Annotated in this window: 17 protein-coding genes; 8 read left to right on the top strand and 9 right to left on the bottom strand. The window is 68.7% G+C overall.

Annotated elements, in window-relative coordinates:
- Window positions 1-177 precede the first annotated feature (177 nt).
- The 4 genes from FB464_RS18130 to FB464_RS18115 form a co-directional block, all read right to left on the bottom strand.
- A complete protein-coding gene (locus tag FB464_RS18130) occupies window positions 178-2,673 on the bottom strand; it encodes an ATP-dependent Clp protease ATP-binding subunit (protein ID WP_211327403.1) in 2,496 nt (831 codons plus the stop codon).
- A gap of 115 nt (window positions 2,674-2,788) precedes the next feature.
- Window positions 2,789-4,216, bottom strand: coding sequence for a DUF4214 domain-containing protein (locus FB464_RS18125; RefSeq protein WP_142206754.1), 1,428 nt, complete (start codon window positions 4,214-4,216; stop codon window positions 2,789-2,791).
- A 23-nt stretch (window positions 4,217-4,239) separates the two neighbouring features.
- Window positions 4,240-5,817 (bottom strand): DUF4214 domain-containing protein, encoded by a 1,578-nt coding sequence (locus FB464_RS18120; protein ID WP_116415788.1) that lies wholly within the window; start codon window positions 5,815-5,817, stop codon window positions 4,240-4,242.
- A gap of 5 nt (window positions 5,818-5,822) precedes the next feature.
- Window positions 5,823-7,301 (bottom strand): DUF4214 domain-containing protein, encoded by a 1,479-nt coding sequence (locus FB464_RS18115; protein ID WP_116415789.1) that lies wholly within the window; start codon window positions 7,299-7,301, stop codon window positions 5,823-5,825.
- Between the two features lie 90 nt (window positions 7,302-7,391).
- Here FB464_RS18115 and FB464_RS18110 point away from each other — a divergent pair, with 90 nt between their 5' ends.
- From FB464_RS18110 to FB464_RS18090, 5 genes are all read left to right on the top strand, one after another.
- Window positions 7,392-8,477, top strand: a complete 1,086-nt coding sequence (locus FB464_RS18110; RefSeq protein WP_116415790.1) for a pirin family protein — start codon at window positions 7,392-7,394, stop codon at window positions 8,475-8,477.
- A gap of 546 nt (window positions 8,478-9,023) precedes the next feature.
- Complete coding sequence (locus FB464_RS18105) at window positions 9,024-10,634, top strand: amidohydrolase family protein (protein ID WP_116415791.1); 1,611 nt, start codon at window positions 9,024-9,026, stop codon at window positions 10,632-10,634.
- The gene (locus FB464_RS18100) at window positions 10,631-11,320 is read left to right on the top strand and encodes a VOC family protein (RefSeq protein ID WP_116415792.1); all 690 of its coding nucleotides are present in this window, start codon (window positions 10,631-10,633) and stop codon (window positions 11,318-11,320) included. Before FB464_RS18105 ends, FB464_RS18100 begins: the two co-directional genes overlap by 4 nt.
- A gap of 116 nt (window positions 11,321-11,436) precedes the next feature.
- Window positions 11,437-12,534 (top strand): BMP family lipoprotein, encoded by a 1,098-nt coding sequence (locus FB464_RS18095; protein WP_116415793.1) that lies wholly within the window; start codon window positions 11,437-11,439, stop codon window positions 12,532-12,534.
- The gene (locus tag FB464_RS18090) at window positions 12,534-13,472 is read left to right on the top strand and encodes a nucleoside hydrolase (protein ID WP_211327404.1); all 939 of its coding nucleotides are present in this window, start codon (window positions 12,534-12,536) and stop codon (window positions 13,470-13,472) included. Before FB464_RS18095 ends, FB464_RS18090 begins: the two co-directional genes overlap by 1 nt.
- A gap of 13 nt (window positions 13,473-13,485) precedes the next feature.
- Here the strand turns inward: FB464_RS18090 and cls are convergent, their stop codons facing one another.
- From cls to lysS, 3 genes are all read right to left on the bottom strand, one after another.
- Window positions 13,486-14,943, bottom strand: a complete 1,458-nt coding sequence (gene cls / locus FB464_RS18085; RefSeq protein WP_116415795.1) for a cardiolipin synthase — start codon at window positions 14,941-14,943, stop codon at window positions 13,486-13,488.
- Between the two features lie 142 nt (window positions 14,944-15,085).
- Window positions 15,086-15,244: a hypothetical protein gene (locus FB464_RS19940; RefSeq protein ID WP_170151976.1), complete on the bottom strand. Its 159-nt coding sequence runs from the start codon at window positions 15,242-15,244 to the stop codon at window positions 15,086-15,088.
- Between the two features lie 68 nt (window positions 15,245-15,312).
- Window positions 15,313-16,884, bottom strand: a complete 1,572-nt coding sequence (gene lysS / locus FB464_RS18080; protein ID WP_116415796.1) for a lysine--tRNA ligase — start codon at window positions 16,882-16,884, stop codon at window positions 15,313-15,315.
- An 85-nt stretch (window positions 16,885-16,969) separates the two neighbouring features.
- Between lysS and FB464_RS18075 the strand changes: the two genes are divergently transcribed.
- Window positions 16,970-17,482 carry a hypothetical protein gene (locus tag FB464_RS18075; protein WP_116415797.1) on the top strand — a complete coding sequence of 171 codons (513 nt, stop codon included), beginning with the start codon at window positions 16,970-16,972 and terminating at the stop codon, window positions 17,480-17,482.
- Here FB464_RS18075 and panC read toward each other — a convergent pair.
- Both panC and FB464_RS18065 read right to left on the bottom strand, forming a co-directional pair.
- The gene (panC, locus tag FB464_RS18070; protein ID WP_211327405.1) at window positions 17,467-18,348 is read right to left on the bottom strand and encodes a pantoate--beta-alanine ligase; all 882 of its coding nucleotides are present in this window, start codon (window positions 18,346-18,348) and stop codon (window positions 17,467-17,469) included. The two genes, FB464_RS18075 and panC, sit on opposite strands and share 16 nt — an antisense overlap.
- A 261-nt stretch (window positions 18,349-18,609) precedes the next feature.
- Window positions 18,610-19,338, bottom strand: a complete 729-nt coding sequence (locus FB464_RS18065) for a Rossmann-like and DUF2520 domain-containing protein (RefSeq protein ID WP_116415798.1) — start codon at window positions 19,336-19,338, stop codon at window positions 18,610-18,612.
- Between the two features lie 251 nt (window positions 19,339-19,589).
- On the opposite strand from FB464_RS18065, the gene FB464_RS18060 reads away from it, so the two are divergent.
- Window positions 19,590-22,829 carry an alpha-mannosidase gene (locus FB464_RS18060; RefSeq protein ID WP_116415799.1) on the top strand — a complete coding sequence of 1,080 codons (3,240 nt, stop codon included), beginning with the start codon at window positions 19,590-19,592 and terminating at the stop codon, window positions 22,827-22,829.
- Window positions 22,830-22,832: 3 nt separating this feature from the next.
- Window positions 22,833-24,224, top strand: a complete 1,392-nt coding sequence (locus FB464_RS18055) for an MFS transporter (RefSeq protein ID WP_116415800.1) — start codon at window positions 22,833-22,835, stop codon at window positions 24,222-24,224.
- The last annotated feature ends 369 nt before the right edge of the window (window positions 24,225-24,593 follow it).

Here is a 24,593-nt window from a genome sequence, read left to right as displayed (position 1 = left end):
AGTGGGCGGCTTGGGCCCCAAAACGGCCGTTTTGGGGCCCAAATCGCCCACTCGATTCAGGATGGGGGCGAGGTTGGGGGCGGCGAGGAGGGCAGGGACGGGGGGGGGGCGAAGGGCCGCCCACCGGAGTGGACGGCCCTTCGAGTGCGGGAGCGGGCGGGTTGGGCCCGGCCCGCGCTAGATCTTGTCGATCGAGACGGCGCCAGCACCCTCGGCGGTGATCGCCGCGAGCGGCTCGGGAGAGATCGTCTTGAAGGTGAATTCACCGTCGACGAAGTCCACGTTGATGTGATTGCCGGCGTTGAGCTCGCCCTGCAGGATGCGCTCGGAGAGCCTGTCCTCGACCTCGTTCTGCATCGCGCGACGGAGCGGACGGGCACCGAGGGACGGGTCGAACCCGACCTCGATGAGGCGCTCCTTGGCCGGAACCGACAGCTCGATCGTGAGGTCGCGGTCGAGCAGGCGGTCGCGGAGGCGTCCGATGAACAGATCGACGATCTGCAGCAGCTCCTCTTTCGACAGCTGCGGGAACACGATCGTGTCGTCGACCCGGTTCAGGAACTCGGGCTTGAAGTGCTTCTTGAGCTCCTCGTTCACCTTGCCCTTCATGCGGTCGTACGACGTCGACACGTTCGTCTGCGACTGGAAGCCGATCGGCGATCCCGTGATGTCCTTCGTACCGAGGTTGGTGGTCATGATGATCACGGTGTTCTTGAAGTCGACCACGCGGCCCTGGCCATCGGTCAACCGGCCCTCTTCCAGAATCTGGAGGAGCGAGTTGAAGATGTCGGGGTGCGCCTTCTCGATCTCATCGAACAGCACCACGGAGAAGGGCTTGCGGCGAACCTTCTCGGTGAGCTGCCCACCCTCTTCGAAGCCGACGAACCCGGGAGGGGCACCGAACAGCCGCGAGACGGTGTGCTTCTCGCCGTACTCACTCATGTCGAGCGAGATCAACGCGTTCTCGTCGTCGAACAGGAACTCGGCGAGCGCCTTGGCGAGCTCGGTCTTTCCGACACCCGTGGGGCCGGCGAAGATGAACGAGCCCGAGGGGCGCTTCGGGTCTTTCAGGCCCGACCGCGTGCGGCGGATCGTGCGGGAGAGAGCCGCGATGGCCTCCTCCTGCCCGATGACGCGCTCGTGCAGCGCCTTCTCCATGAACATGAGCCGCGAGGACTCCTCTTCGGTGAGCTTGAAGACCGGGATGCCCGTGGCCTGGGCCAGCACCTCGGCGATCAGCCCCTCGTCGACGATGCCCGACGCCTTGACGTCGCCCGACTTCCACTTCTTCTCAAGCCTCAGGCGCTCACCGAGGAGGTTCTTCTCCTCGTCACGGAGCGACGCGGCCTTCTCGAAGTCCTGCTCCTCGATCGCAGCCTCCTTGCGGCCGCGGACGGTCGCGATGCGCTCGTCGAACTCGCGGAGCTCCGGCGGGGCCGACAGGATCGAGAGGCGGAGGCGTGCGCCCGCCTCGTCGATCAGGTCGATGGCCTTGTCGGGGAGGAAACGGTCGGCGACGTACCGGTCGGCGAGGTTCGCCGCTGCGACGATGGCGCCGTCAGTGATCGACACCTTGTGGAACGCCTCGTACTTGTCGCGGAGCCCCTTGAGGATGTTGATCGTGTGGGGCAGGTTCGGCTCAGCGACCTGGATGGGCTGGAACCGGCGCTCGAGCGCCGCATCCTTCTCGAAGTGCTTGCGGTACTCGTCGAGCGTGGTCGCACCGATGGTCTGCAGTTCACCGCGGGCCAGCAGCGGCTTGAGGATCGACGCCGCGTCGATCGCGCCCTCGGCTGCACCGGCGCCGACGAGGGTGTGGATCTCGTCGATGAAGGTGATGATGTCGCCGCGGGTGCGGATCTCCTTGGTGACCTTCTTCAGGCGCTCTTCGAAGTCACCGCGGTACCGCGAACCGGCGATCAGTGAGCCCAGGTCGAGCGTGTAGAGCTGCTTGTCCTTCAGGGTCTCGGGAACGTCGCCGCGCACGATCGCCTGGGCGAGGCCCTCGACGACCGCTGTCTTGCCGACGCCCGGCTCACCGATGAGAACGGGGTTGTTCTTCGACCGGCGGGACAGGATCTGCATGACCCGCTCGATCTCCTTCTCGCGCCCGATCACCGGGTCGAGCTTGTTGTCGCGCGCCGCCTGCGTGAGGTTGCGCCCGAACTGGTCGAGGATCTGCGAGCCCTTGTCGGGTGCCTGGTCGTTGCCGCCGACGGCGACCGCCTCTTTGCCCTGGTAGCCCGAGAGGAGCTGGATGACCTGCTGGCGCACGCGGTTCAGGTCGGCGCCGAGCTTCACGAGCACCTGGGCTGCGACACCCTCGCCCTCGCGGATGAGCCCGAGCAGGATGTGCTCGGTGCCGATGTAGTTGTGGCCGAGCTGCAGCGCCTCGCGGAGCGACAGTTCGAGCACCTTCTTCGCACGCGGCGTGAAGGGGATGTGGCCGGTGGGCTGCTGCTGGCCCTGGCCGATGATGTCCTGCACCTGCTCGCGCACGGCGTCGAGCGAGATGTTGAGGGATTCGAGCGCCTTGGCAGCGACACCCTCACCCTCGTGGATCAGCCCGAGCAGGATGTGCTCAGTGCCGATGTAGTTGTGGTTGAGCATCTTGGCCTCTTCTTGGGCCAAAACGACGACGCGACGGGCACGGTCGGTAAATCTCTCAAACATGCTGACTCCTCAGGCACCGGGGCAGTGACGGTAACCGGTAGATAAATGTTAACGACGGAGCCACCGGGAAACTGCTCTGTTCGCCGTGAGCAGATACTTCCTGCGGAGCGCGGCCTCAGCCGACGTGGTACCGCAGCGTCGCCCGGCCGTTGGTGGCCAGACTCGCACGGAACTCTTCCTCGCCGTAGACTGCCAGCTCGGTGAGCTGCTCGTCGATCTCGTCGCCCCGTGCGGGGGACCCGGTGAAGTAGGTGTAGTCCGCCTGCATCCGCACCAGCGTCGCCTCGGGAGTGTTCCAGAACTGGCCGGCAACCCACGCCCGCCCATGCTGGGCGATCTGTGCCGCCCAGAACGACCAGTCCGAGGGCGTTCCGGTCCGGCCCACCAGCGCCTTGTAGAGCGCGGCGACATATCCGGTGTTCGTACCGCCGTGCGCCTGGAAGTACTCCTGGGATCCGTAGAGCGAGATGAACAGGTCGTCCGCCCGGAGCGCACCCGACCTGATCGCGTTCAGCCAGTTGAGCCGCCCACCGGCATCGGATGTACGGTTCAGGATGCTCGAATAGGCCGCATCGATCCGGATGAGTCTGGCTTCATCGCTGGTCGCGATCAGATAGGCCGCCCGGCCGTCGTAGCCCTCCGACGCTCGGGACCAGTTGGCGACATCCGTATCGGTCGCGGCACGGTGCAGGAAGTCGGCGTAGTTCGCGTGCAGCTGCGCCACGAAGAAGGGGTCCACACCCGCCACCTTCGACACCTGTCGGGCCTCGATGAGGTCGAGCGGGTACGTCGACCCGGGGGCGTAGCCCACATAGACACTCGACAGCTTCGCGAAGGAGTCCCGACCTGTGTAGACGACATGCACCTCGTAGCTGTTCGCCGCCGGGAACACGCTCGCGAAGGAGTACCGCCCCGCAGCGCTGGGGCGAACGGCCTGCAGCCGGGTCATCGTGGTGCCGTAGTCCAATGCCCAGAGCTCAACACTCGTTGTCGCGGGGTCGGGTGGTGCGGTGCAGAGCTCACAGCTCACCGAGCCCGAGAAGACGATAGGGATCCGCAGCTCTTCGGCGTATTCCTGCACGGACGCCTGATCGGCGACGGCGGTGCTCCGGCCGTGCGGGGCGAGTGCGGTCTGCATCAGCCATTGGGGAACACGGCCGGCGGAGGCAGGCAGCTTGTCGAACTTCAGATAGTAGGTGCCTGCCGGGAGGTTCGTGAAGAGGTAGTCGCCCGTGCGACCGCTCAGGACCGAGGCCTGAGCGGTCGCCTTCCCGGCGGAGTTGATCGTGTAAGCCGTGACCGTCGCCCCAGCGACAGGCTGTTGCACCCACGGATTGCTTGCGACCGTCGTGTACACATTGCCGAGGATCTGGCCGGTGCCCGGTTCGGAGGCCCAGGGATTGTCGGGGGCCGTGTGCGTCGGTGTCGGCACGGGCACCGGTGTCGGCGTCGGTGTGGATGCCCAGGCCGGCGCCAGCGGACCGAGAGCCAGCGCGGCTGTCGCGAGAGCAGCGACCCCCGCACGCAGGATGAGTTTCGTCACGGGCAGCTTCCTTCCGGGCATCCTCAGTTCACCTCGTGGTAACGGTATTCGGCCCGGGAGGCGTACTCGCCGCTGCCGGTGAGACCCGCGCGGAGACCGGAGTCGCCCACCTGCAGGGCGACGGAGACCCAGCTGTCGAGGCCTCCGGGGTCGGGGATCCGGCCGAGGTAGAGCTGGTACATCGACGAGACCCGTTCGCTGATCGTCTCGGTCGAGTCCCAGAACTGCGCGACCACCCAGGCGCGGGAGTGCTGGGTCACGAGTTTCGCCCAGAAGGCGTACTCCGACGCCGTTCCCGAGCGGTGCAGCAGCGTCGCATAGAGAGCCGCAACGAAGCCGGTGTTCGTGCCGCCGTGCTGGAGGAAGTACTCCTCCGAGGCGTAGAACGTCGTCTCGATGTCGTCGGTGCTGAGCACGCCGCCCTGCATCCCGTGCAGCCAGGCGAGTCGCCCGCCGGCGTCCGGAGCCCGGCCGAGGATCGTGCGATAGGCGTTGTCGATACGGATCAGCCGGTACTCGTCGCTGTTCACGAAGCTCGCCGAGATCACACCGAGCCCGTCTCGGGCGGCGGGATAGCACCAGAAACGCACATCCGACTCGGTCGGCGACCGGTGCAGGTAGTCCCAGTAGAGCGCGTGCACCGACGGCACCGTGCCGACGTTCGAGCATTGCACCTGCACATCCCGTGCCAGAAGGAGATCCTGTTCCGCCGTGCCGCCGTATTCGGGGAACACGCGTGGATTCTGCGACACGGCCGACAGATCTTCGCTGCCACTGTAGAGCGCGTAGATCGCGAAACCGCCCCAGAGTTCGCTGGTCCGAAGTGTGAAGGTGTAGCTTCCGTCGGCTTCGGGCCTCACCGTGGCGATACCGATCGGATCGGGGTGGCTCGCGGTGAGTTCGAGTGTCACGTCGGCCGGGTCGGGAGCGCTGTCGCACTGCTCGCAGCTGATGTGTCCGGTGATGATGGATGCCCGGCTGAAGAAGCCGTAGATGCGCTGCTCTGTCGAGTCGGCGAGGCGGATGACCGTGCCGTAGAGGTTCAGCGAAGTGGATCCGTACCAATCGCTCGCGGCAGGCTCGCCGTCCACCGCCGCCGTGAACTCGACGTAGTAGTCGCCTGCGGGCAGGCCTGTCAGCGCGAACGTGCCGTCGTCGGCCGTGGTCACCGACTTCTGGAACAGCACCGACTGGTCGGCGGCGAACCGGATGGCCGTGACCGTTGCTCCCGGGAGGACCTCCGGACCGCCGTCACGTTCCGCGTAGTTGAGCGTTCCCGTGATGGCGGAGGCCGCGACCCCGACGGCCTGTGGGGAGGCGCCGCGATCGGATGACGACGGGCTGGCAGCGGAGCCCTCCGCCGGACCCGGCTCGACGGCGAGGGGGTGCAACACCGGCTGTAGCGGCGGCGCGGTGGGGGCAGGTGACGCGGCTACGACGCTGGCCTGGGCAGCTGCAACCGGAGCGGCGCGCGGGAGCTCCGCAGCCTCACCTGCCACAGCCGGACCCGCCACGACCAGCACCGACGCGACGAGGGCGAAGCCCGCGCCGGCCGCGATCATCCGGCGACCGGCGCCCCCGGCGAAGAACCGACCGCCCATGCGACTCACTCCTCGCGGAACCGGAACTGCGAACGCACGAAGTACTCGTCACTGCCGCTGAGGCCCGCGCGAAGCCCTGAGTCGCCGATCTGCAGGGCGATTCCGACCCAGTTCGCCAACCCCGCAGCATCCGGTGTGCGACCGAGGTAGAGCTTGTACATGCCGGAGACGCGGGCGCTGATGGTCTCCTGCGAGTCCCAGAACTGGTGGATCACCCAGGACCGGCCGTTCTTGACGACGAGGTTGCTCCAGAAGTCGTAGTCGCTCGAGGTGCCGTCGCGCCCCAGCAGGGTGCGGTAGATCGCCTCGGTGAAACCGCGGTTCGAGTTGCCGTGCTGGAGGTAGTACTCGTCAGAGGCGTAGAAGGTGGTCTCGATGTCGTCGGTGGTGAGCACCCCGCCGCGCATGCCGGTCAGCCAGTTCAGGCGGCCCGCGGCGTCGGGCTCACGGCCGAGGATCGTGCGGTACGCATTGTCGATCCGGATGTAGCGGTACTCGTCGCTCGACACGAAGCCGGCTGCGATGATGCTCAGGTTCGCCCCGCGCTGGATCTGTGCACCCCAGAACGACACGTCGGAGGAGCTGGGGAGACGGGTGAGGTAGTCCCAGTAGAACGCGTTCACGTTGGAGTTGACCGACGGCCGGATGCCGGAGACGGGGTCGACGTGTCGCGTGATGTTCACGCTGGTCGCCGCGAAGGTGTCGGCCGTCATGGCGAACTGCTCGGAGTTCGAGTACTCGTTGAACGGGCCGGTGCCGGTGTAGCGGGCGAAGATGCGGTAGTCGTCGAATGGGAACAGCGAGTCGAACCCGAAGCTGCCGTCGGCACCCGGATGCTCGGAGTCGATGAAGTCGTAGGTGTCGGTCGAACCGTTGTAGGCCCCGACATAGATGGTGACGAGGCTGGGATCCGGTGCCCCGGCGCAGGTCTCGCAGGTGACGGAACCCTTCACGCCGGCCAGGTCGGCGAGGGTGAAGTCGGTGCGGACGCCCGCGTGCGCCGGCACTGTGAACCAGTTGCCGTACGGGTTGAAGGTGTCGGACCCCCACCACTGCCACGACGGCATGTCGGGGTTGCGGTGTTCTTCGAACTCGAGCCAGTAGTTGCCTGCGGCGAGACCCTCGATCGTGTAGGCGCCCGTGCCATCGGTGGTGACGCTCGCGCTCTGGAAGGTCAGCTTGCCCTTCGCGTCGAACTGGAAGGCCGTGACGATGACCCCGCTGACGAACCCGTCGGCGTCGCTGACCTGGCCGTAGATCGACGCATCGCTCGCGGCATCCGGGGCAGCCTGCACACCGGCATCAGCCTGGGCGGGCGTGTGAGCCTGGATCTCGCGCGCATGAGGTGGCGTGACCTCGACGGGAGGCGCGACCGTGGCGACCTCGGGGCGCGGATCCGGCGACTCTGCGGCGTAGGCCGGCGTGGCAACGAACCCCGCACCGACGATGACGATGGCGGCGATGACCGCAGTGAACTTCTTCATGATTCCCCCTGATGCACAGCTGTGTGCCGCCCCGCGGCCCCTCGAAAGTTATCACACTGCAACGGTCCTACCGACGCATAAACTGCGTTCGTGAGCAATCTCGAATCCGACCCCGCCGAGATCCTCGAATGCTCGAACGGTGATGCTGGCAAGAGCCCGCGCATCGAGATCCTCACGCCGCGCGAGGTGCCGCTCGGCGGACCGCGCGCGATGACCGTGCGCCGCACCCTGCCGAGCAGAAAACGCAGCCTGATCGGGGCCTGGTGCTTCCTCGACCACTACGGGCCGGAGCCGGTCGCCTCGTCGGGGGGAATGCGCGTGCCGCCGCATCCGCACACCGGTCTGCAGACCGTCTCCTGGCTGTTCGAAGGCGAGATCGAGCACCGCGACAGCGTGGGCAGCCATGCCATCGTGCGCCCGGGCGAGCTCAACCTGATGACCGCCGGGCGCGGGATCAGCCACTCCGAAGTGTCGACGCCTTCTACTGACGTTCTGCACGGGGCGCAGCTCTGGGTCGCACTGCCGGAGGGCTCGCGGAAGATGGCCCCCGCCTTCGAGAGCCAGGCGTCCCGTCGGGTGCAGCTCGGTGATGCGGCCGTGCAGGTGTTCATGGGGACGCTGGCCGGCCTCACGGCCGACGCCACCGTCTTCAGCCCGCTCCTGGCGGCGCAGCTCGATCTGCCGGCGGGCGGGGTGGTGGTGCTGGAGGTCGACGACGGGTTCGAATACGGGGTTCTGGTCGATTCGGGCGCGGTGGGCATCCGGGGGTCGAAGGCCGAGGCGGCGAGCGGGCCGGCTGCTGCGGGCGGGCCCGGTGCGACGGGCGGGCCGGATGCGACGACCACCGTGCAGGCGCACGAGCTCGCCTACCTCGCGACCGGATGCCGCACCCTCCGGCTCGAGGCGGGCGACGCGCCCGTGCGGGTGCTGCTCATCGGAGGCGAACCGCTCGGTGAGAGCATCCTGATGTGGTGGAACTTCGTCGGACGGAGCCACGACGAAGTGGTGGGGTACCGAGCTGCCTGGCAGTCCGAGGCGGTCGGGGTCGGCGGGCCGCCGCCGCCCGGCACGGAGGAGCTCTTCACCGCGCGCGTCGCGGGCGCAACGCGCGAACACGAGGGCGCGCCGCTGCCCGCGCCCGAACTCCCGTCGGTGCGTCTCCGCCCCCGAGACTGACCGCCCACTCCCCCCTCCTCGGCCCCGGCCCCCCGCGGCAATCGACTGGGGAGTTCTGGGCTGAGAGAAGGCGGCGGCCGACGCGAAACCGATTTGTAGCGGCCGCGAAATCTGCGCGTCACATTCGCGCGCTACCGTTGCCGCTATGACGACCGATTCGGCAACCAGAGGGTTCCTGCCCTGGTTCTGCCTGCGCCGTCGCAGCGGAGCGCACAACGTCTCCGTCTTCTCGCTCGGCAGATAGCCGCTCCGCACCGCGGGAGAGGTCTGCCCGCCGGTCGCTCACCCGGCAGGCTGCCCACTCGGCAGGCCTCCCGCCCCGCCGGTCGCCCGCTCGACCTGCCGCCGGCTCCGGGCCTCGCCGCCGCACTCCCCTGGGCGCCAGCAGCCGCGCTGCCCGCTGCGGGTCTCCGGATGACCGGCTGACCCCTCCCGCAGCGGCATCCGCAGCCGGACACCACCGCTGACGCCATCACCGCACCCGATCCTTATTCGTCGACCCCTTCACCGGGGTCTCTCAACCGCGCCCGAAGGCGCAGGGAACACATGAAGACCCTCTGGCGGAATGCCCTGCTGATGACCATGGACGACGCGCGTTCGAGCGCCGTCTTCCGCGGCGACCTGCTCGTCGACGGCGACACGATCGTCGCGGTCGGCGACAGGGGCACGGTCGTTGCGCCCGGCACGGCAACCGCCGCCACAGCCACCGCAGACGGCCCCGCCCGCATCGCCAGCGCCGCCCCCGGCGCCAGCACCGCCTCCGACGCCAACCCCGACTGCGAGGTCGTCGACGCGACCGGCCTCCTCATCGTGCCCGGCCTCGTCAACGCGCACATGCACTCCTGGGAGTCCCTGTTCCGCGGCACCAGCGAGCGTCTCCCCCTCGAACTCTGGACCCTCGAGACCTACCCGATCAGCGGCGTCGCCCCGATGTCGCCGCGGCTGGTCTACCTCCGCACCCTCGTCGCCGCCATGGACTCCCTGAAGGGTGGCACGACGGCCGTGCTCGACGATGTCGGCGAACTCCCGGCGCAGACCGAGGAGACCCTCGCGGCCGTCTTCGACGCCTACGACGACATCGGCATCCGCGCCACCTGCACCGGCGGCATCGCCGACGTCGCCTTTGCCGACCGGCTGCCGTTCTCCACCGAACTCCTGTCGGCGGAGGGCATCGCCGCCTCCCGCCGAGCGATGCCACCGAGCCGGCAGCTCATCGACGCGTTCGTCGACTTCAGTGAGCGGGCCTTCCGCACGCAGCACGGCCGCGCGGGCGGGCGGCTGTCGTACGCGATCGCGCCGAGCGCCCCGCAACGGAGCACCGACGAGCTGCTGCTGGCGGCAGACGACCTCTCCCGCCAACACGGTTCCGTGCTGCACCTGCACTTGCTCGAGACCCGGTTGCAGGCCGTGATGGGCCGCGAGCGGTACGGCACCACGATCGTCGAGCACCTCAGGACCCTCGGGCTGCTCACCGACCGCACCGCGCTCGCCCACGCGATCTGGCTGGGCGCCGGCGACATCCGGATGCTCGGAGAGTCGCCGGCCACGATCATCCACAACCCGGTCTCGAACCTCAAGCTCGGCTCCGGCGTCTTCGCCTGGCGCGGGCTGCACGACGCGGGCGCCACCGTTGCTCTCGGCACCGACGGCACCGCGAGCAACGACTCGCTCCGGATGCTCGACACCGTCAGGTCCGCGGCCCTGCTGCACACCGTGTCGGGCCCCGACTTCGCGGCCTGGCCGTCGACAGACGAGGTGCTCCGGGCGGCGACGCGCGGAGGTGCGGCGGCCGTCCACCAGGCGGAGACCATCGGCTCCCTCGAGGTGGGCAAGCGCGCCGACTTCGTCGTGTTCGACCTCACCCTCAGCACGAACTTCACCCCGCTGAACGATGCGGCCCGGCAGCTGGTGTTCAGCGAGAACGGCTCCTCGATCGCCGAGGTCTGGGTGAACGGCGAGCGGGTCGTGGAGAACGGCCGGCTGACCCGGATCGACGAGCGGGCCGTGTTGGCGGAGTTCCGGGAGCTGGCGGCAGAGTACCTCGCCGGTCACCGGCAGACCGTCGCCCAGAACCGCGGCGCCTACAGCGAGGCGATCACGCGGGTGTACGACCGCGTGCAGCAGGGCTCCTGGCCCGAGGAGGAGGGTTCCCGATGAGGATCGACGACATCTGCCTGGTGGTCGCCGACATAGACCGCGCCGACGCGTTCTACTCGGGCGAGGTCGCGCTCGAGCCGCGCATGCGCAATGTGCGGTTCGCCGACTTCCGGCTGGGCGACGGGGCACGCCTCGCGTTGTGGGAGGAGTGGAGCATCGCCGAGACCGTGGGCGCGGCGTATCCGACAGGTTCCGGGATGCCGTTCACCGTCACCCTCGAACTGCCGGGCGCGGCGCGCGATACTCTCACCGACCCCGACGGGTTCACGATCATCCGGAAGCCCTCGCCCACCGGGCAGAGCCGGCTCGCCGCCGCCACCCTCGCTGTGACCGACCTCGCGCGGTCGGCCGCGTTCCTCGGCGCGCTCGGATTCGCCGTGACCGGCACCGGTGCCGACTCGATGACGTTCGGCGCGGGAGCGGTCGAGCTGACCATCGTGCTGCACGGCGGATCGGGCGCGCCGGTCGCTGCCCTCGCCTCCGGCGGCGCCGGTGGGCACGTCATGCTCGCGATCGAGCTCGAGACCGGACCCGAGGTGGATGCCCTCGCTGCCGAGCTCAGAGCCCTCGGCCTGGTCGCATCCGGGCCCCCGCAGGTCTTCGAGTGGGGTGCCCGCTCGACCTACTTCGTCGATCACGACGGCTACATCTGGGAGATCTACGCCTGGGTGGAGACGCCGCGATGACGTCGGACGCACCACCCGCGCCATCCGCACCGCCCGCATCGCCTGCACCTGCACCGCCCGCACCATCCCATCCCGCACCATCCACACCCGCACAGCCCACCATCAGGAGGAACCACATGAACACCACCACCCGCCGGCTCTCGACCGGCGCCGCCGCCCTGGCCGCTGCCGCGCTGCTGCTCGCCGGCTGCGCATCCGCCCCCGCCTCGACCGGAACCACCGCCGCCGCCGGAAGTGCCGCGCCGACCGTCACCGACGGTTTTCTGCCCTGCATCGTCTCCGACTCCGGCGGGTTCGACGACAAGTCGTTCAACGCGCTCGGCCTCCAGGGCGTCACCGACGCGGCGACCGCGCTCGGCGTGAAGTACGTGAAGGTGCAGTCGGAGGGCGAGAGCGACTACCAGCCCAATATGGACAGCCTCGTCGCCCAGGGCTGCACGACCATCGTCGCCACCGGTTACCTGCTCGCCGACGCGACCAAGGCTGCCGCCACGGCGAACCCCGACGTGAACTTCCTGATGATTGACGACACCTCGATCACGCTGCCGAACGTCAAGTCGATCGTGTTCGACACCTCCCAGTCGGGCTACCTCGTCGGTTACGCCTCGGCGAGCTACTCGAAGTCGGGCATCGTGGCGACATACGGCGGGGCGCAGATTCCGCCGGTGACGCTCTACATGGACGGCTTCGCGCTCGGCGTGGCCAAGTACAACGCCGACAAGGGCAAGTCCGTGAAGATCCTCGGCTGGGACTTCGCCACCCAGCAGGGCGCGTTCACCGGCAACTTCACCGACATCAACGCCGCGAAGGTGCTCAGCCAGGGCTTCATCGAGCAGGCTGCCGACCTGATCCTGCCGGTCGGCGGGCCGATCTACCAGGGCACGGTCGCCGCGATCCGCGACTCGGGCAAGGGTGAGGCGCTGCTCGGCGTCGACACCGACATGGCCGTCAGCGACCCGACCGACGCCGACCTGTTCCTCACCTCGATCGCGCGCGACATGCCGCTCTCGATCTCCTCGGTGATCGAGAAGGACGCCGCCGGGAGCTTCGACAACACCGCGTTCGTCGGAACCCTCGCGAACAAGGGCGTGGCCATCTCTCCGTTCCACGACTTCGAGAGCAAGGTCGACCCGGCCCTGCAGGGCGAGATCGATGCCCTCCAGGCGTCGATCATCGACGGCAGCATCACGATCGACAGCCCTTCGGCCCCGTGATGCGACCGACGATCGTCATCACCGACCCCGGCCAGGAGCAGGCCGCTGCCCTCATGGTCATACTCGCCTCACCCGAGGAGTTCGAGGTGCTGGCGATCGTCGGCAGCGCGGGCAACACCACACTCGACCGCACCGTGCGGAACATCCTGCAGGTCGTCGAGCTCACCGGGCGAACGGGCATTCACGTGCACCGTGGATGCCCGCGACCCCTGGTGCGCGAGCTCGTCACCGCGGCGCATGTGCACGGCGAGACAGGGATGGACGGCTACCCGCTGCACGAACCCCGCCTCGAGCCGTCCGATGAGCCCGGGGTGCAGGCGATCATCCGGCACCTGCGGGCAGCCGAGCCGCACTCGGTCACCGTGATGCAGCTCAGCAGCATGACGACCCTGGCCGTGGCGCTCGTCGAGGCGCCCGACATTGCGGCGAGCATCCGCGAGATCGTCATGATGGCCGGGGCGTACTTCGAGGTCGGCAACATCACGCCGACCGCTGAGTTCAACATCTACGTCGACCCGCACGCGGCTGACATCGTGCTGCGGAGCGGGGTTCCGATCGTGATGCTGCCCCTCGACGTGACGCACCAGCTCCACAACACCCGCGAGCGGCTCGACCGGTTCTCGGCGCTCGGCAACCAGTGCGGCCGGGTGGTGGATGCTCTGCTCACCTTCTCGGAGACGTTCGACCTGGCGAAGTACGGCACCGACGGGGCACCACTGCACGGGCCCGTCGTGCCGCTCTACTGCCTGCACCCCGAGCTGTTCGGCGGGCGGCAGATCAACGCACGGGTCGAGATCTCGAGCGAACTGACGATGGGGATGCTCGCGGCGGACTGGTGGCAGATCACCGACCTGCCCCGCAACATCTTCTACGCCCGAACCGTGGATGCCCCCGCCTTCTACACCGCGCTCCTCGCCCTCATCGCCCGCCTCCCCTGACCGCCCCGGGGTGCTATTGGAGGCCGGAAGTGAGGCGGGCGAGGTTGTCGAGCACGGTGGAGCGGAGCGGCTGGCGCTCCCATTCGGCGAGCGTGAGTTCGCGACTGGATGCCCGGTAGCCGTCCTCGATCGCTCTCATCTGCTGCACGAAAGCCGACCCGCGCACCATCATCGACACCTCCATGTTGAGCTGGAACGAGCGGATGTCCATGTTGCTCGACCCCATCACCGCCACCTCGTCGTCGATGGTGAAGTGCTTGGCATGCAGGATGTACGGGGCCTTGTACATCCAGATCTGCACGCCCGCACGCAGCAGCGCCTCGTAGTACGAACGCTGCGCGTGATAGACGAGCGCCTGGTCGCCGATCTCGGAGACGAACAGCTGCACCTCGACCCCGCGCTGGGAGGCCGTGGTGATCGCGTACAACATCGAGTCGTCGGGCACGAAATACGGCGACGTGATGATGATCTTCTTCTGGGCGTAGTAGAGCAGCGCGAGGAAGAGGCGCAGGTTGTTCTCGCCATCGAACCCGGGGCCGCTCGGCACGATCTGGCAGTCGAGCGCGTCCTCCGACTCGAAGACGACACCGGGGGTGATGGCCTCGGTCTCGCGCACGAGCAGTTCGTTCGTCTCGCTGTACCAGTCGGTGATGAAGATCGCGTTGATCCCGTTCACGATCGGGCCCTGCACGCGCGTCATCAGGTCCTGCCACTGCAGGCCGCGGCGGCGGTTCACGCGCTTGTTGTAGCTCCGGTCGATCAGGTTCTGCGAACCCATGTAGCCCACCCGGCCATCCACCACCAACACTTTGCGGTGGTTGCGGAGGTCGGGGCGCTGCCATTTGCCACGAAGGGGCTGCACCGGAAGCATGAAATGCCAGGAAACGCCGATCTGCCTGAGCTTGCGGAACGTCCTGCGGTGGCCGGGCGACCGGAAGGATGCCACGTGGTCGAGCAGCACCCGAACGATCACGCCGCGCTTCACCGCGTTCTCGAGCGCCAGGAAGAAGTCGGCGGTCACCGAGTCGTACGACATGATGTAGAACTCGCAGTGCACGAACTTCGTGGCCTGGTTGATGTCGGCGGTCATCTCGGCGATCGACTGGGAGTAGTCCCCGATCAGGCGGGCCTTGTTGCCACCGACGAGGGGCATCGCGCCGAGGTTGCGGTTCAGCTCGACAACGGACCGGAGCCAGGCGGGCCACGGATGATCGTTCGAGACCTGCTCGATGCCCTCCGTCGTCTCGATGATGAAGTCGTTGATGGCCTGCTGCTTCTCACGCCGCTTCTTCGGCAGCTTGTAACTGCCGATCAGCAGGAAGACGACCAGGCCGAGGTAGGGGATCAGGAAGATCGCGAGCAGCCATGCCATCGCCGAACTCGGCCGCCGGTTGCGGGGCACGACGATGATCGCTGTGACTCGAACCCCGAAATCGAAGAGGAAGAGCAGAACGATGACGATCTCCGTCATCTGGACTCCGCTGATGAGGGGCTCCCTTCGCCTGCCGACCTGCCACCTCTTACCGTATCGGTTCGGAGGGGGTGTGCTGGCTACAGGCCGCGCAGGGAGCGGCCGATTCGGCTACAGGCCGCGCAGGGAGCGGCCGATTCGGCTACAGGCCGCGCTTCGCCCGCTCTTCGGCCTCGATACGGGCGAGCACCTTGCGTTCGCTCTTGTCGGAGCGCATGATCGCGCGCATCACGAACCAGAACAGCAGGCCGATCGCCACGGTCGGAAGCAGGGCGCCCAGGGCGAGGATCACGTCATTCATCGTGGTTGAAGGATACCTGCCGAACCTGTCAGTCGGCCGCGGTGCTGGCGAGCATCCGGAACCGGACCCTACTTCACCAGCGGGAACAGGATCGTCTCGCGGATCCCGAGGCCCGTCAACGCCATCAGCAGCCGGTCGATGCCCATGCCGAGGCCGCCGGAGGGCGGCATCCCGAATTCGAGCGCACGGAGGAAGTCCTCATCCAGCCGCATCGCCTCGTCGTCGCCGGCCGCGCCGAGACGGGCCTGCTCGATGAAGCGCTCACGCTGGATGACCGGGTCGACCAGCTCGGAGTACGCCGTCGCGAGCTCGAATCCGCGGATGTAGAGGTCCCACTTCTCGACGACGCCCGGGATGCTGCGGTGCGCGCGGGTGAGGGGGCTGGTCTCGAGCGGGAAGTCCATCACGAAGGTCGGCCTGACGAGCGAACCCTTCACGAAGTGCTCCCACAGCTCTTCGACGTACTTGCCGTGGTTCGGCAGGTGGATCTCGATGCCCTCGCGGTCGGCGAGCGCCTTCAGGTCGTCGATCGTGGTGGCCGGCGTGATCTGGATGCCTGCGGCCGCGCTCAGCGACTCGTACATGCTGATGCGGTCCCAGTCGCCTCCCAGGTCGTACTCGGTGCCGTCGGCCCAGGTCACCGTCGTGCCGCCCGCCACCGCGATCGCGGCGTTCTGGATGAGCGTCTGCGTCAGCTCGGCCATCGTGTTGTAGTCGCCGTACGCCTCGTAGGCCTCCAGCATCGCGAACTCGGGGCTGTGCGTCGAGTCGGCGCCTTCGTTCCGGAAGTTGCGGTTGATCTCGAACACCCGGTCGATGCCGCCGACGACGGCGCGCTTCAGGAACAGCTCCGGCGCGATGCGGAGGAAGAGTTCCGTGTCGAACGCGTTGCTCCAGGTCGAGAACGGGCGGGCCGCCGCTCCGCCGTGCATGGTCTGCAGCATCGGGGTCTCGACCTCGATGAACTCGCGGTCGGCGAACGTCTTCCGCATGCTGGCGACGGCCGCGGCGCGGGTGCGCACCATCTTCCGTGCGTCGTCGCGCACGATGAGGTCGAGGTAGCGGCTGCGCATCCGCGTCTCCTCGTTCAGCTCGCTGTGCAGGTTCGGCAGCGGCAGGAGCGACTTCGACGCGATGCTCCACTCGGAGACCATGATCGACAGCTCGCCGCGGCGGCTCGAGATGATCTCGCCCTTTACGAAGAGATGGTCTCCGAGGTCGACGAACTCCTTGAAGGCGGCGAGTGACTCATCCCCCACCGCTCCAAGCGAAACCATGGCCTGGATGCGCGTGCCGTCGCCCGACTGCAGGCTCACGAAGCACAGCTTGCCGGTGTTGCGGAGGTGCACGATCCGCCCGGCGAGGCCGACGATCTCGCCCGTGGTCTCGTCGGCCGCGAGCTCGCCGTACTGTGCGCGCACGGCCGGGATCGTCGTGGTGACCGCGACACCGACGGGGTACGGCTCGAGGCCGGTCTCGAGCATCCGCTCCCGCTTCGCCATGCGGATGACCTGCTGCTCGTTCGCGGCGGCGTCCGCTGCGGCGGCCTCTGCGTCCTGCTCCTCGGCGGCCTTCACGGCGGCGAGGTCGATCGCGTCGGCGGGCTGCTCGGGCTGGGCGTGCTTGGGATGTTCAGTCATGGGGTCGGGCGCTCCTCGAAAGTCGCCCCCAGTTTACGCGGGCACGGTAGACGTCCCGTTCGGCTATACTGAGCATTGATCAGATATGTCCGAGCGTCAGGAGCTGCGGCTCATCTTCACCACACCCGCGACACGGTCGGCTCTCCGGCGGAAGCAGCTCGAGGCGAGCGGGGTGCGACTCCTCACCGAACTCGGCGCGGGCGGTACGGATGGCACGGACGGCGCGGGCCACCGTCCAGCCCTTCCTGCCGAGCGGAACGTCTGGCGGCTGATGGCGAGTTCGTCCGTCGTGCCCCTGCGGATGATCCCCTCCGATGAAGTCGCAGAGGCGCGCGCGGCGGCCCACCGCGAATGGCTGGCCCTGTCCAGCGAGCTGGCGGTGGTGGCGGCCGACGGTTCGTTTCTCATCTCCGTGCCGACGGATGGCCCTGATCTCGGCTGGGCCCGAGTGATGCTGACCCCCGAGACTCTTCTGCCGAGCGATCAGATCGACGAATTCGTTGCGCTCTCGGAGGACGGCGTGCACTACTCGGCCGTCTCCTCCGAGGAGCACGGCTACTGGATCATCGTCGGCGAAACCGGTCAACCGCCGAGGTAGACCGTCTCGTTGTCGATGAGGCGGGTGGCGCCGACGCGGGCCGCGACCAGCACGATCGCCTTGCCGTGGTAGCCGTCGTCGACGGGGAGGAACGTCGTCGGGTTCACCACGCTGAGGTATTCGAGGTCGACGAGCGGCTCGCCCATGCCCGCGGACTGCGCCGCCGCGATCACCGAGTCGATGCCTCCGTCGGCGGCCGAGTCTGCGGCTTCGAGGGTGCGCGAGAGCACCCGGGCCGCGAGACGCTCACGCTCGTCGAGAAAACGGTTGCGGCTGGAGAGGGCCAGCCCGTCATCCTCCCGCACCGTCTCCACGACCTCGACCGTGACCGGGATGTTCAGGTCGCGCACCATGCGGCTGACGACGAACACCTGCTGGGCATCCTTCTGCCCGAACAGCACGAAATCGGGCTGCACGATGTTCAGCAGCTTCGACACCACGACGAGCACGCCATCGAAGTGCCCGGCCCGGCTGCGGCCTTCGAGCAGGTTGCCGACGTTGCCGGACGTGACCTTGGTCTGCGTCTTGCCGTCGGGGTACATCTCGCCCGCTGCGGGGGCGAACACGATGGCGCCGGCACCGGCGGCGTCGCCGGCGAGGGTACCGAGGTCGGCGTCGAGGTCGCGCGGATAGCGGTCGAGATCTTCGGACTCGCTGAACTGCAGGGGGTTCACGAAGACCGACACGACGACGATGTCCGCGACCTCCGCGGCCCGCTGCACCAGCGCGAGGTGGCCCTTGTGCAGGGCGCCCATCGTCGGCACGAGGGCGACGGTCGGTTCGGCCGCACCGCGCACCCGGGCATCCGACTTCGCGGCGGCGATCCGTGCGCGCACCTCAGCGATCGTGACAGCGAGTGTCGGCACTGGATCTCCTTTACTGCGCGGACGTGGTTCTCCGCGTGGGCCAACCGTGCTCCGGATGCTCGTGCACTCGGTGCGCCCCCAGAATGTTACCCGTGTTGGGCCGCGGCCCTTGCACTTCCTCCTGCTGCCCGACCCTGTCGTCGAATCGACTCGATGTGTCGCTGTCTGCTCCGAAACCGCGTTGGAGGAGCAGTTGGCGTCCTCTCGAATCGATTCGCGCGGGCGCGGGAGCGCGGAGGAGGGGGCAGGTGGGCGCCGGGGTTAGGAGCCCAGCGGCAGGCCGAGCGAGTCCTCGGGGCCGACGGCCCGCTGCAGGGCGTTCTCGACGCTCGAGCGCACGAGAGGGGCGAGGAACCGGCCCGGCGACCCGAACCCGATGCCGCCGAGGATGCCCGTGGCCTGGTCCACGATCGAGCTCGAGAACGTGGTGGCGGTCTCGATCGCGTCCGCGTAGGCCGCCCGGTCGCGCTCCGCGACGATCACCGGCTCGCCGCCCATCTCGACCACGAGTGCCTGCCCGATCGGCTGCACCGGGGCGGGGGCAGTGACGGCGAAGTAGGCTCCGGCGAGGCGCGCGATGTCGATGCTCGACCCGGTGAAGCTCATCGCGGGGTGGATCGCGAGCGGGATCGCCCCCGCGGCGAGCGCCGGCGCGAGAACCCCGATCCCGTACTGCGCAGCGGTGTGGATGACCAGCTGCCCCGCCTGCCAGGCACCGGCGTTCGCGAGCCCTTCCACGAGCGCCCCCAGCTCAGCGGAGGGCACCGCCAGCAGCACCAGCTCGCTCCGTTCGATCAGCTGCGGAATCTCGAGGATCGGCGCCCCGGGCAGCATCGCCTCGGCGCGGTCGCGGCTCGCGTCCGACACCGCGGACACCCCCACGATCGCGTGCCCGGCCCCGGCGAGCGCCGCCCCGAGCACGGGCCCGACCCGGCCTGCGCCGATGATGCCGATGCCGAGTCGTCCGGAACGTTGCTGCGGTGAGGCCATGCGAACCAGTGTCACACAGCCCGCGCACAGTGCCGGCCGCCCGGCGGGGTGCCACCCGCCAGCCTCTCGCGACCGCGGCCGCCAGCCGCCCGCCGCCGGCCCGACCTGTGCTGACGCACCCGGCAGCGGCCGCCCTCACACGGCCGGCCGCCGCGCCACCCGCGCCGAACCCGCCCGCGCTAAACTGGCCACCCCGCGAGCCGCACCGCAGCGACGCCCCCGCGGCCCACCTGTGAGGGAGTGGATCGCGCATGGCGAACCTCGTGACCTGGCTCTTCGGGATCGCCGCCACGGAGCCCGGCGACTACCTCAAGCTGCGAAGGATCCGCCGCCGCATCTACAGTGTCGTCGCGCCGCTCGAGGCGCAGATCATCCGCTCCCCCGAACCGATCGCGTTCGGTGACCTCGACCGCGCTGCCTTCACCCCGGCCGCCCCCGGAACCTCGTGGGGCCGCACCCACGACTGCGCCTGGCTCCGACTGACGGGCACCATCCCCGAAAAGCTGCGAGACGATCCCCGCACAGTGGTGATGCTCGGCATCCGCGGCGAAGCGCTCGTGCACGACGCGGGCGGCCAGGTGATCGACTCGGTCAGCACCGTGTTCCTGCAGGGCGACCTGCCGCATGCGGGGGCGCGCTACCGACCGCTCCACCACGTCGAACCCGACGCCGAGGGCACCGTCGAGCTGTTCGCCGACGTCAGCTACAACGGCCTCCTGCTCTACGCGATCGGCCGCGGTGTCTACCACGGAGCCCACATCGCGACCCGCAACGACGAGGCGTTCGCCCTCTACTACGACTACCTCACGCTGCTGGTGCTGGCCCGGGCGACCGAAGACGAAGAACTCGAGACGGGCATCCGGAGCGCCCTGCACACCTCGTACGAACGCTTCGCCGCCGGCGACCTGCGCGGGGCACGGATCGCGCTCGCCCCCTCCCTCGAAGCGCGCTCCCAGAGCGATTTCGTCTACAGCGCAATCGGTCACGGCCACCTCGACATGGCGTGGCTCTGGCCGCTCCGGGAGACGCACCGGAAGGCGGCGCGCACCTACATCCGCGCCGTCAACACGATCGAGGAGCACGACGGCTACCTCTACGGCACCAGCCAGCCGCAGCAGCTGCTCTGGATGAAGCAGGAACAGCCCGCGCTCTACGAACGAGTGAAACAGGCCGTCGATGACAAGCGGATCGAGCTCCAGGGCTCGTTCTGGGTCGAGACCGACACCAATCTGGCGGGCGGTGAGGCGCTCATCCGCCAGTCCCTCGTCGGCCGGCGGTTCCTGAAGGAGGAGTTCGGGCTCGGCGACGAGGACCTCCGGCTCTGCTGGCTGCCCGACACCTTCGGTTACAGCGGAAACCTGCCGCAGATCATCTCGAAGAGCGGGATGGACTGGTTCCAGACCATCAAACTCGCCTGGAACAAGGTCACCGTCTTCCCGCACCGGAGCTTCGTCTGGAAGGGAATCGACGGGTCGAGCGTGCTCGTGCACATGCCGCCGGAGGGCGACTACAACAGCCGCGGTGCCGCCGACGGCCTGCTCACCGGGCTCAGGCAGTACCCCGAGCGGGCGATCAACACGGCGCTGCTCGTCTTCGGCTCGGGCGACGGCGGGGGTGGCCCGAACGAGGTGCACCTCGAAGTCACCGGGCGGGAGCACGACCTCCGCGGGCTGCCGCGGGTGGAGTACCGCACGGCCGGCGACTTCTTCCGCGGGCTCGAACGGAAGGTGGATGACCTCCCCCACACCCACACCGGCGAGCTGTACCTCGAGACCCACCAGGGCACCTACACGACGCAGGGCCTGATCAAGAAGCACGACCGCCTGGCCGGCCGGAAACTCCACGAGGCCGAGGCTCTGGCGGCGATGGTCGGCGACGACAGCACCGTGGTTCTCGAGCCGCACTGGCGAGCGCTGCTGCTGAACAACTTCCACGACATCCTGCCCGGTTCGTCGATCGAGCGGGTCAACCGCGAGGCTGTCGAGGCGTACGAGGGCATCGAGGCGTCCGCCGACGCCTACAGCGCCGGGCTGGTCGCGCGACTGCCGGGCGCTGAGGCTCCGGGCGCGGTCGCTCCGGGCGCGGTGGCGGTTGGGCGAGCGGCTCCGGATGTGGCGGCCACCCCCGCGCGCACCGCCACGCCGGCCGCCGCGCCGGCGCCCCTCTCCGCCATCAACCTGACGTCGTTCGCACGGGACGAGTTCCTCGAGGTCGACGGCCGCTGGTACCGGGCCGAGGTCGGTCCGTACGCCGCCGCGCCGCTGGTGCCCCTCACCAACGCCGCGTCGGGCGTCACCACGCCGACCGGAGTCACCGAGCCGACCGGTGCCACCACCGCCGCGACGACTACCCCGTCGGGCGTCACCGCGCCGACCGGCGCCACCACCGCTGCCGCGACCGCCCCGTCCGGCGCCACCGCCGCCGCGAGGATCCCGTCGGGCGTCACCGCCACCACCACCGCCGCGACCGCGCCACCCTTCCCCGAGCTCCGCCACACCGCCGACACGATGGCCAACGGCATCCTCACCCTGCGTTTCGCCGCCGACGGCTCCATCGACTCCTGCCTCGACGCACGCGGGGAAGAGCACTCCGCCGGTGGCCTCAACCGCCTGACCCTCCACCGCGACCCGTACCAGTGGCCGTTCGACGCCTGGGACATCGGCCAGAAGTACACCGCGCGAACGCCCCAGACCCTCCGCCCGTCGAGCGTCAGCACAACGATCGACGGCCCCCGGATCATCCGGAACCAGACCTTCACCTGGAAACGGGGCACCGTCGAACAGCGCATCGTGCTCGAGGCGAGCAGCGAACTGGTGCGCTTCGAGACCCGCGTCGACTGGCAGGAGACGCACCGGATGCTGCGCGCCGACTTCCGGCCGACGCACTTCGGGCCCGTGGCGAAGTGCGAGATCCAGTTCGGGCACATCGACCGCGCAACGACCGAACTCGACGCCCCGTCGACGGCCCAGTTCGAGGTGTGCGCCCACAAGTGGATCGCGACCTCCGACGCCGACGGCGGTTTCGCCCTGCTGAACGACGCGAAGTACGGGCACCGGGCGAAGAGCGGCCTCATCAGCCTGAACCTGCTGCGCTCCCCCACGTTCCCCGACAAGACTGCCGACCGCGGCACGCACACGTTCACGTACGCCTTCCGTCCGTTCGCTCCGGATGCCCTGGCCGACGTCATCCGCGATGGATACCGCCTCAACAACCCGCTGATCACCACCCCGGGCGTCTCGTTCGACAGCGTGGCCTCGGTCGATCATCCGGGAATCGTGATCGAGACCCTGAAGCCCGCCGAACTCGGCCGCGGGGTGATCGTGCGGCTCTACGAGAGTCTGGGCGAACCGGCGAGGGCGGCGCTCCGAACTACTCTCAGGCACTCACGGGCCAGCGAGACCGACCTGATCGAGCGCACCACCGGCATCGCCGACCTCACGCGGCTCGAGTTCACTCCGTTCGAGATCAAGACGATCCTCCTGGAAGGCTGAGACATGACCACGCAGACAGCGCCGTCTGCTGCACGCACTCCCTCCCTCCGCACGCAGGGCATCGCGATCGTGGTGGCGGGGTTCGGGCAGAACGCGATCCTCACGACGGTCACGACCTTCCTGCTCGTGTACCTGCTGCAGTTCGCGCACATCACCACCACGGGCATCGCTGTGGTCACCACGATCATCTCGGTCGCGAAGATCCTCGATGCGATCAGCGACCCGGTGATGGGCAGCATCATCGACATGACGCGCACGCGCTGGGGCAAGATGCGCCCGTTCATCCTGTTCTCGGCGGCGCCCGTCGCCGTGCTGACCGGGCTGCTGTTCTCGGTGCCGGCGATCGACGAACCCGCGCAGCTGGTCTACTTCGGCATCGTCTACGTGCTCTGGGGGTTCGCCTACACCGTCTGCGATGTGCCGCTCTGGGGGCTGATCGGCTCGGCGTTCGCGGACCCTGTCGCCCGCAACCGGGTCATCTCGCGGGTGCGAGCCTTCGGCGCCATCTCCCTCGGGCTCGCGACGCTCGGCATGCCGTGGCTCGCGCAGGCGCTGAGCTTCGCGCCCGCCTCGGCGGACGCGGCCGACCAGACCACGGCTGCCGGATGGTCGCGGGCCGTCTTCCTGGTCGCGATCGTCGGCATGGGGCTGTACCTGTTCGCCTTCGTGTACGGGCGGGAGCGGCCGCAGGCCGTCGCGGCGCCGCGTCTGTCCTTCCGCAAGCTGTTCGGGGAGCTCTTCCACAACACCCCGCTGCTGATGGTGCTGATCGGATCGGTGCTCGGCTTCGGACGGTTCATCGTTCAGGCGGGCGGCGCGGTGTTCGTCGTGATCGCCTACGGCAACGCGGGGCTCTTCACGTTCATCGGGGCCGCGATCATCCTCGGCCTGGTTCTGGCGTCGTTCTTCACGCCGATGCTGCTGCGCCGGATGTCTGCACGGCGCCTCATGGTCGGCAGCTCCGTCGCCGGGGCCGTGTTCTACGTGGCGATGTACCTCGTCGGGTTCCAGAGCATCCTCGCCCTGGCGGTCTTCATCTTCCTCACCGGGCTCACCCTCGGAGTCTTCGGGGTGGTGCAGGCGACCATGATCGCCGACGCCGTCGACGACGCGGAAGCCCGCACCGGTGTGCGGAACGACGGGATCTCGTTCGCGTCCCTGACCTTCGTGTCGAAGATCATGAACTCGCTGGCCGTGCTGGTGTTCGGCCTGTTCGTCGTGATCGCCGGCTACGAGAGCGGGGTGGAGGTGACGCCCGCGATGCAGAACACGATCTTCCTGTCGATCACGATCGTGCCGGCGGTCAGCTGCCTCCTGTCGGCGGTGCCGTTCCTGTTCTACCGCCTGTCGGGCGCCCGCCCGGCGCCAGTGGCCGTATCCCCCAAGGGCGCCTGACGCCGCCGCAGGGGAGCCCTGCACAAATGGACGAGCCTCCGCCGGCAGGGCGCCGCAGAGCGCACCGTGCTCGCTAAGGCTCGTCCGTTTGTCGCGGCGGCGGGCTGCGGGCGGGCCGGACGCGGGTGGCCGCGGGCGGAGGTGCGGGGGGCGCAGGCGGAGGCGCCCAGCACGAATGGGCGAGCCTCCGCCGGGACGGCACCGCAGAGCGCACCGTGCTCGCTGAGGCTCGTCCGTTTGTCGCCGCGACGGCGAGCTGCGGGAGGGCGGGCGCAGCCGGAGGTACGGGGGGCGCAGGCGGAGGCGGAGACGCCCTAAACGAATGGACGAGCCTCCGCCGGCAGGGCGCCGCAGAGCGCACCGTGCTCG

This window comes from Subtercola boreus, assembly GCF_006716115.1.
Taxonomy (GTDB): domain Bacteria; phylum Actinomycetota; class Actinomycetes; order Actinomycetales; family Microbacteriaceae; genus Subtercola; species Subtercola boreus.
Note: the sequence above shows the minus strand (reverse complement) of the source record. Positions and strands in the feature narration are given on the sequence as shown.

What these genes read in the sequence shown, in the direction of transcription:
- FB464_RS18130 (WP_211327403.1), bottom strand. Translation starts at nt 2,673, where the DNA reads ATGTTTGAGAGATTTACCGACCGTGCCCGTCGCGTCGTCGTTTTGGCC.
- FB464_RS18120 (WP_116415788.1), bottom strand. Translation starts at nt 5,817, where the DNA reads ATGGGCGGTCGGTTCTTCGCCGGGGGCGCCGGTCGCCGGATGATCGCG.
- FB464_RS18115 (WP_116415789.1), bottom strand. Translation starts at nt 7,301, where the DNA reads ATGAAGAAGTTCACTGCGGTCATCGCCGCCATCGTCATCGTCGGTGCG.
- FB464_RS18105 (WP_116415791.1), top strand. Translation starts at nt 9,024, where the DNA reads ATGAAGACCCTCTGGCGGAATGCCCTGCTGATGACCATGGACGACGCG.
- FB464_RS18100 (WP_116415792.1), top strand. Translation starts at nt 10,631, where the DNA reads ATGAGGATCGACGACATCTGCCTGGTGGTCGCCGACATAGACCGCGCC.
- FB464_RS18095 (WP_116415793.1), top strand. Translation starts at nt 11,437, where the DNA reads ATGAACACCACCACCCGCCGGCTCTCGACCGGCGCCGCCGCCCTGGCC.
- FB464_RS18090 (WP_211327404.1), top strand. Translation starts at nt 12,534, where the DNA reads ATGCGACCGACGATCGTCATCACCGACCCCGGCCAGGAGCAGGCCGCT.
- cls (WP_116415795.1), bottom strand. Translation starts at nt 14,943, where the DNA reads ATGACGGAGATCGTCATCGTTCTGCTCTTCCTCTTCGATTTCGGGGTT.
- FB464_RS19940 (WP_170151976.1), bottom strand. Translation starts at nt 15,244, where the DNA reads ATGAATGACGTGATCCTCGCCCTGGGCGCCCTGCTTCCGACCGTGGCG.
- lysS (WP_116415796.1), bottom strand. Translation starts at nt 16,884, where the DNA reads ATGACTGAACATCCCAAGCACGCCCAGCCCGAGCAGCCCGCCGACGCG.
- FB464_RS18075 (WP_116415797.1), top strand. Translation starts at nt 16,970, where the DNA reads ATGTCCGAGCGTCAGGAGCTGCGGCTCATCTTCACCACACCCGCGACA.
- FB464_RS18065 (WP_116415798.1), bottom strand. Translation starts at nt 19,338, where the DNA reads ATGGCCTCACCGCAGCAACGTTCCGGACGACTCGGCATCGGCATCATC.
- FB464_RS18060 (WP_116415799.1), top strand. Translation starts at nt 19,590, where the DNA reads ATGGCGAACCTCGTGACCTGGCTCTTCGGGATCGCCGCCACGGAGCCC.
- FB464_RS18055 (WP_116415800.1), top strand. Translation starts at nt 22,833, where the DNA reads ATGACCACGCAGACAGCGCCGTCTGCTGCACGCACTCCCTCCCTCCGC.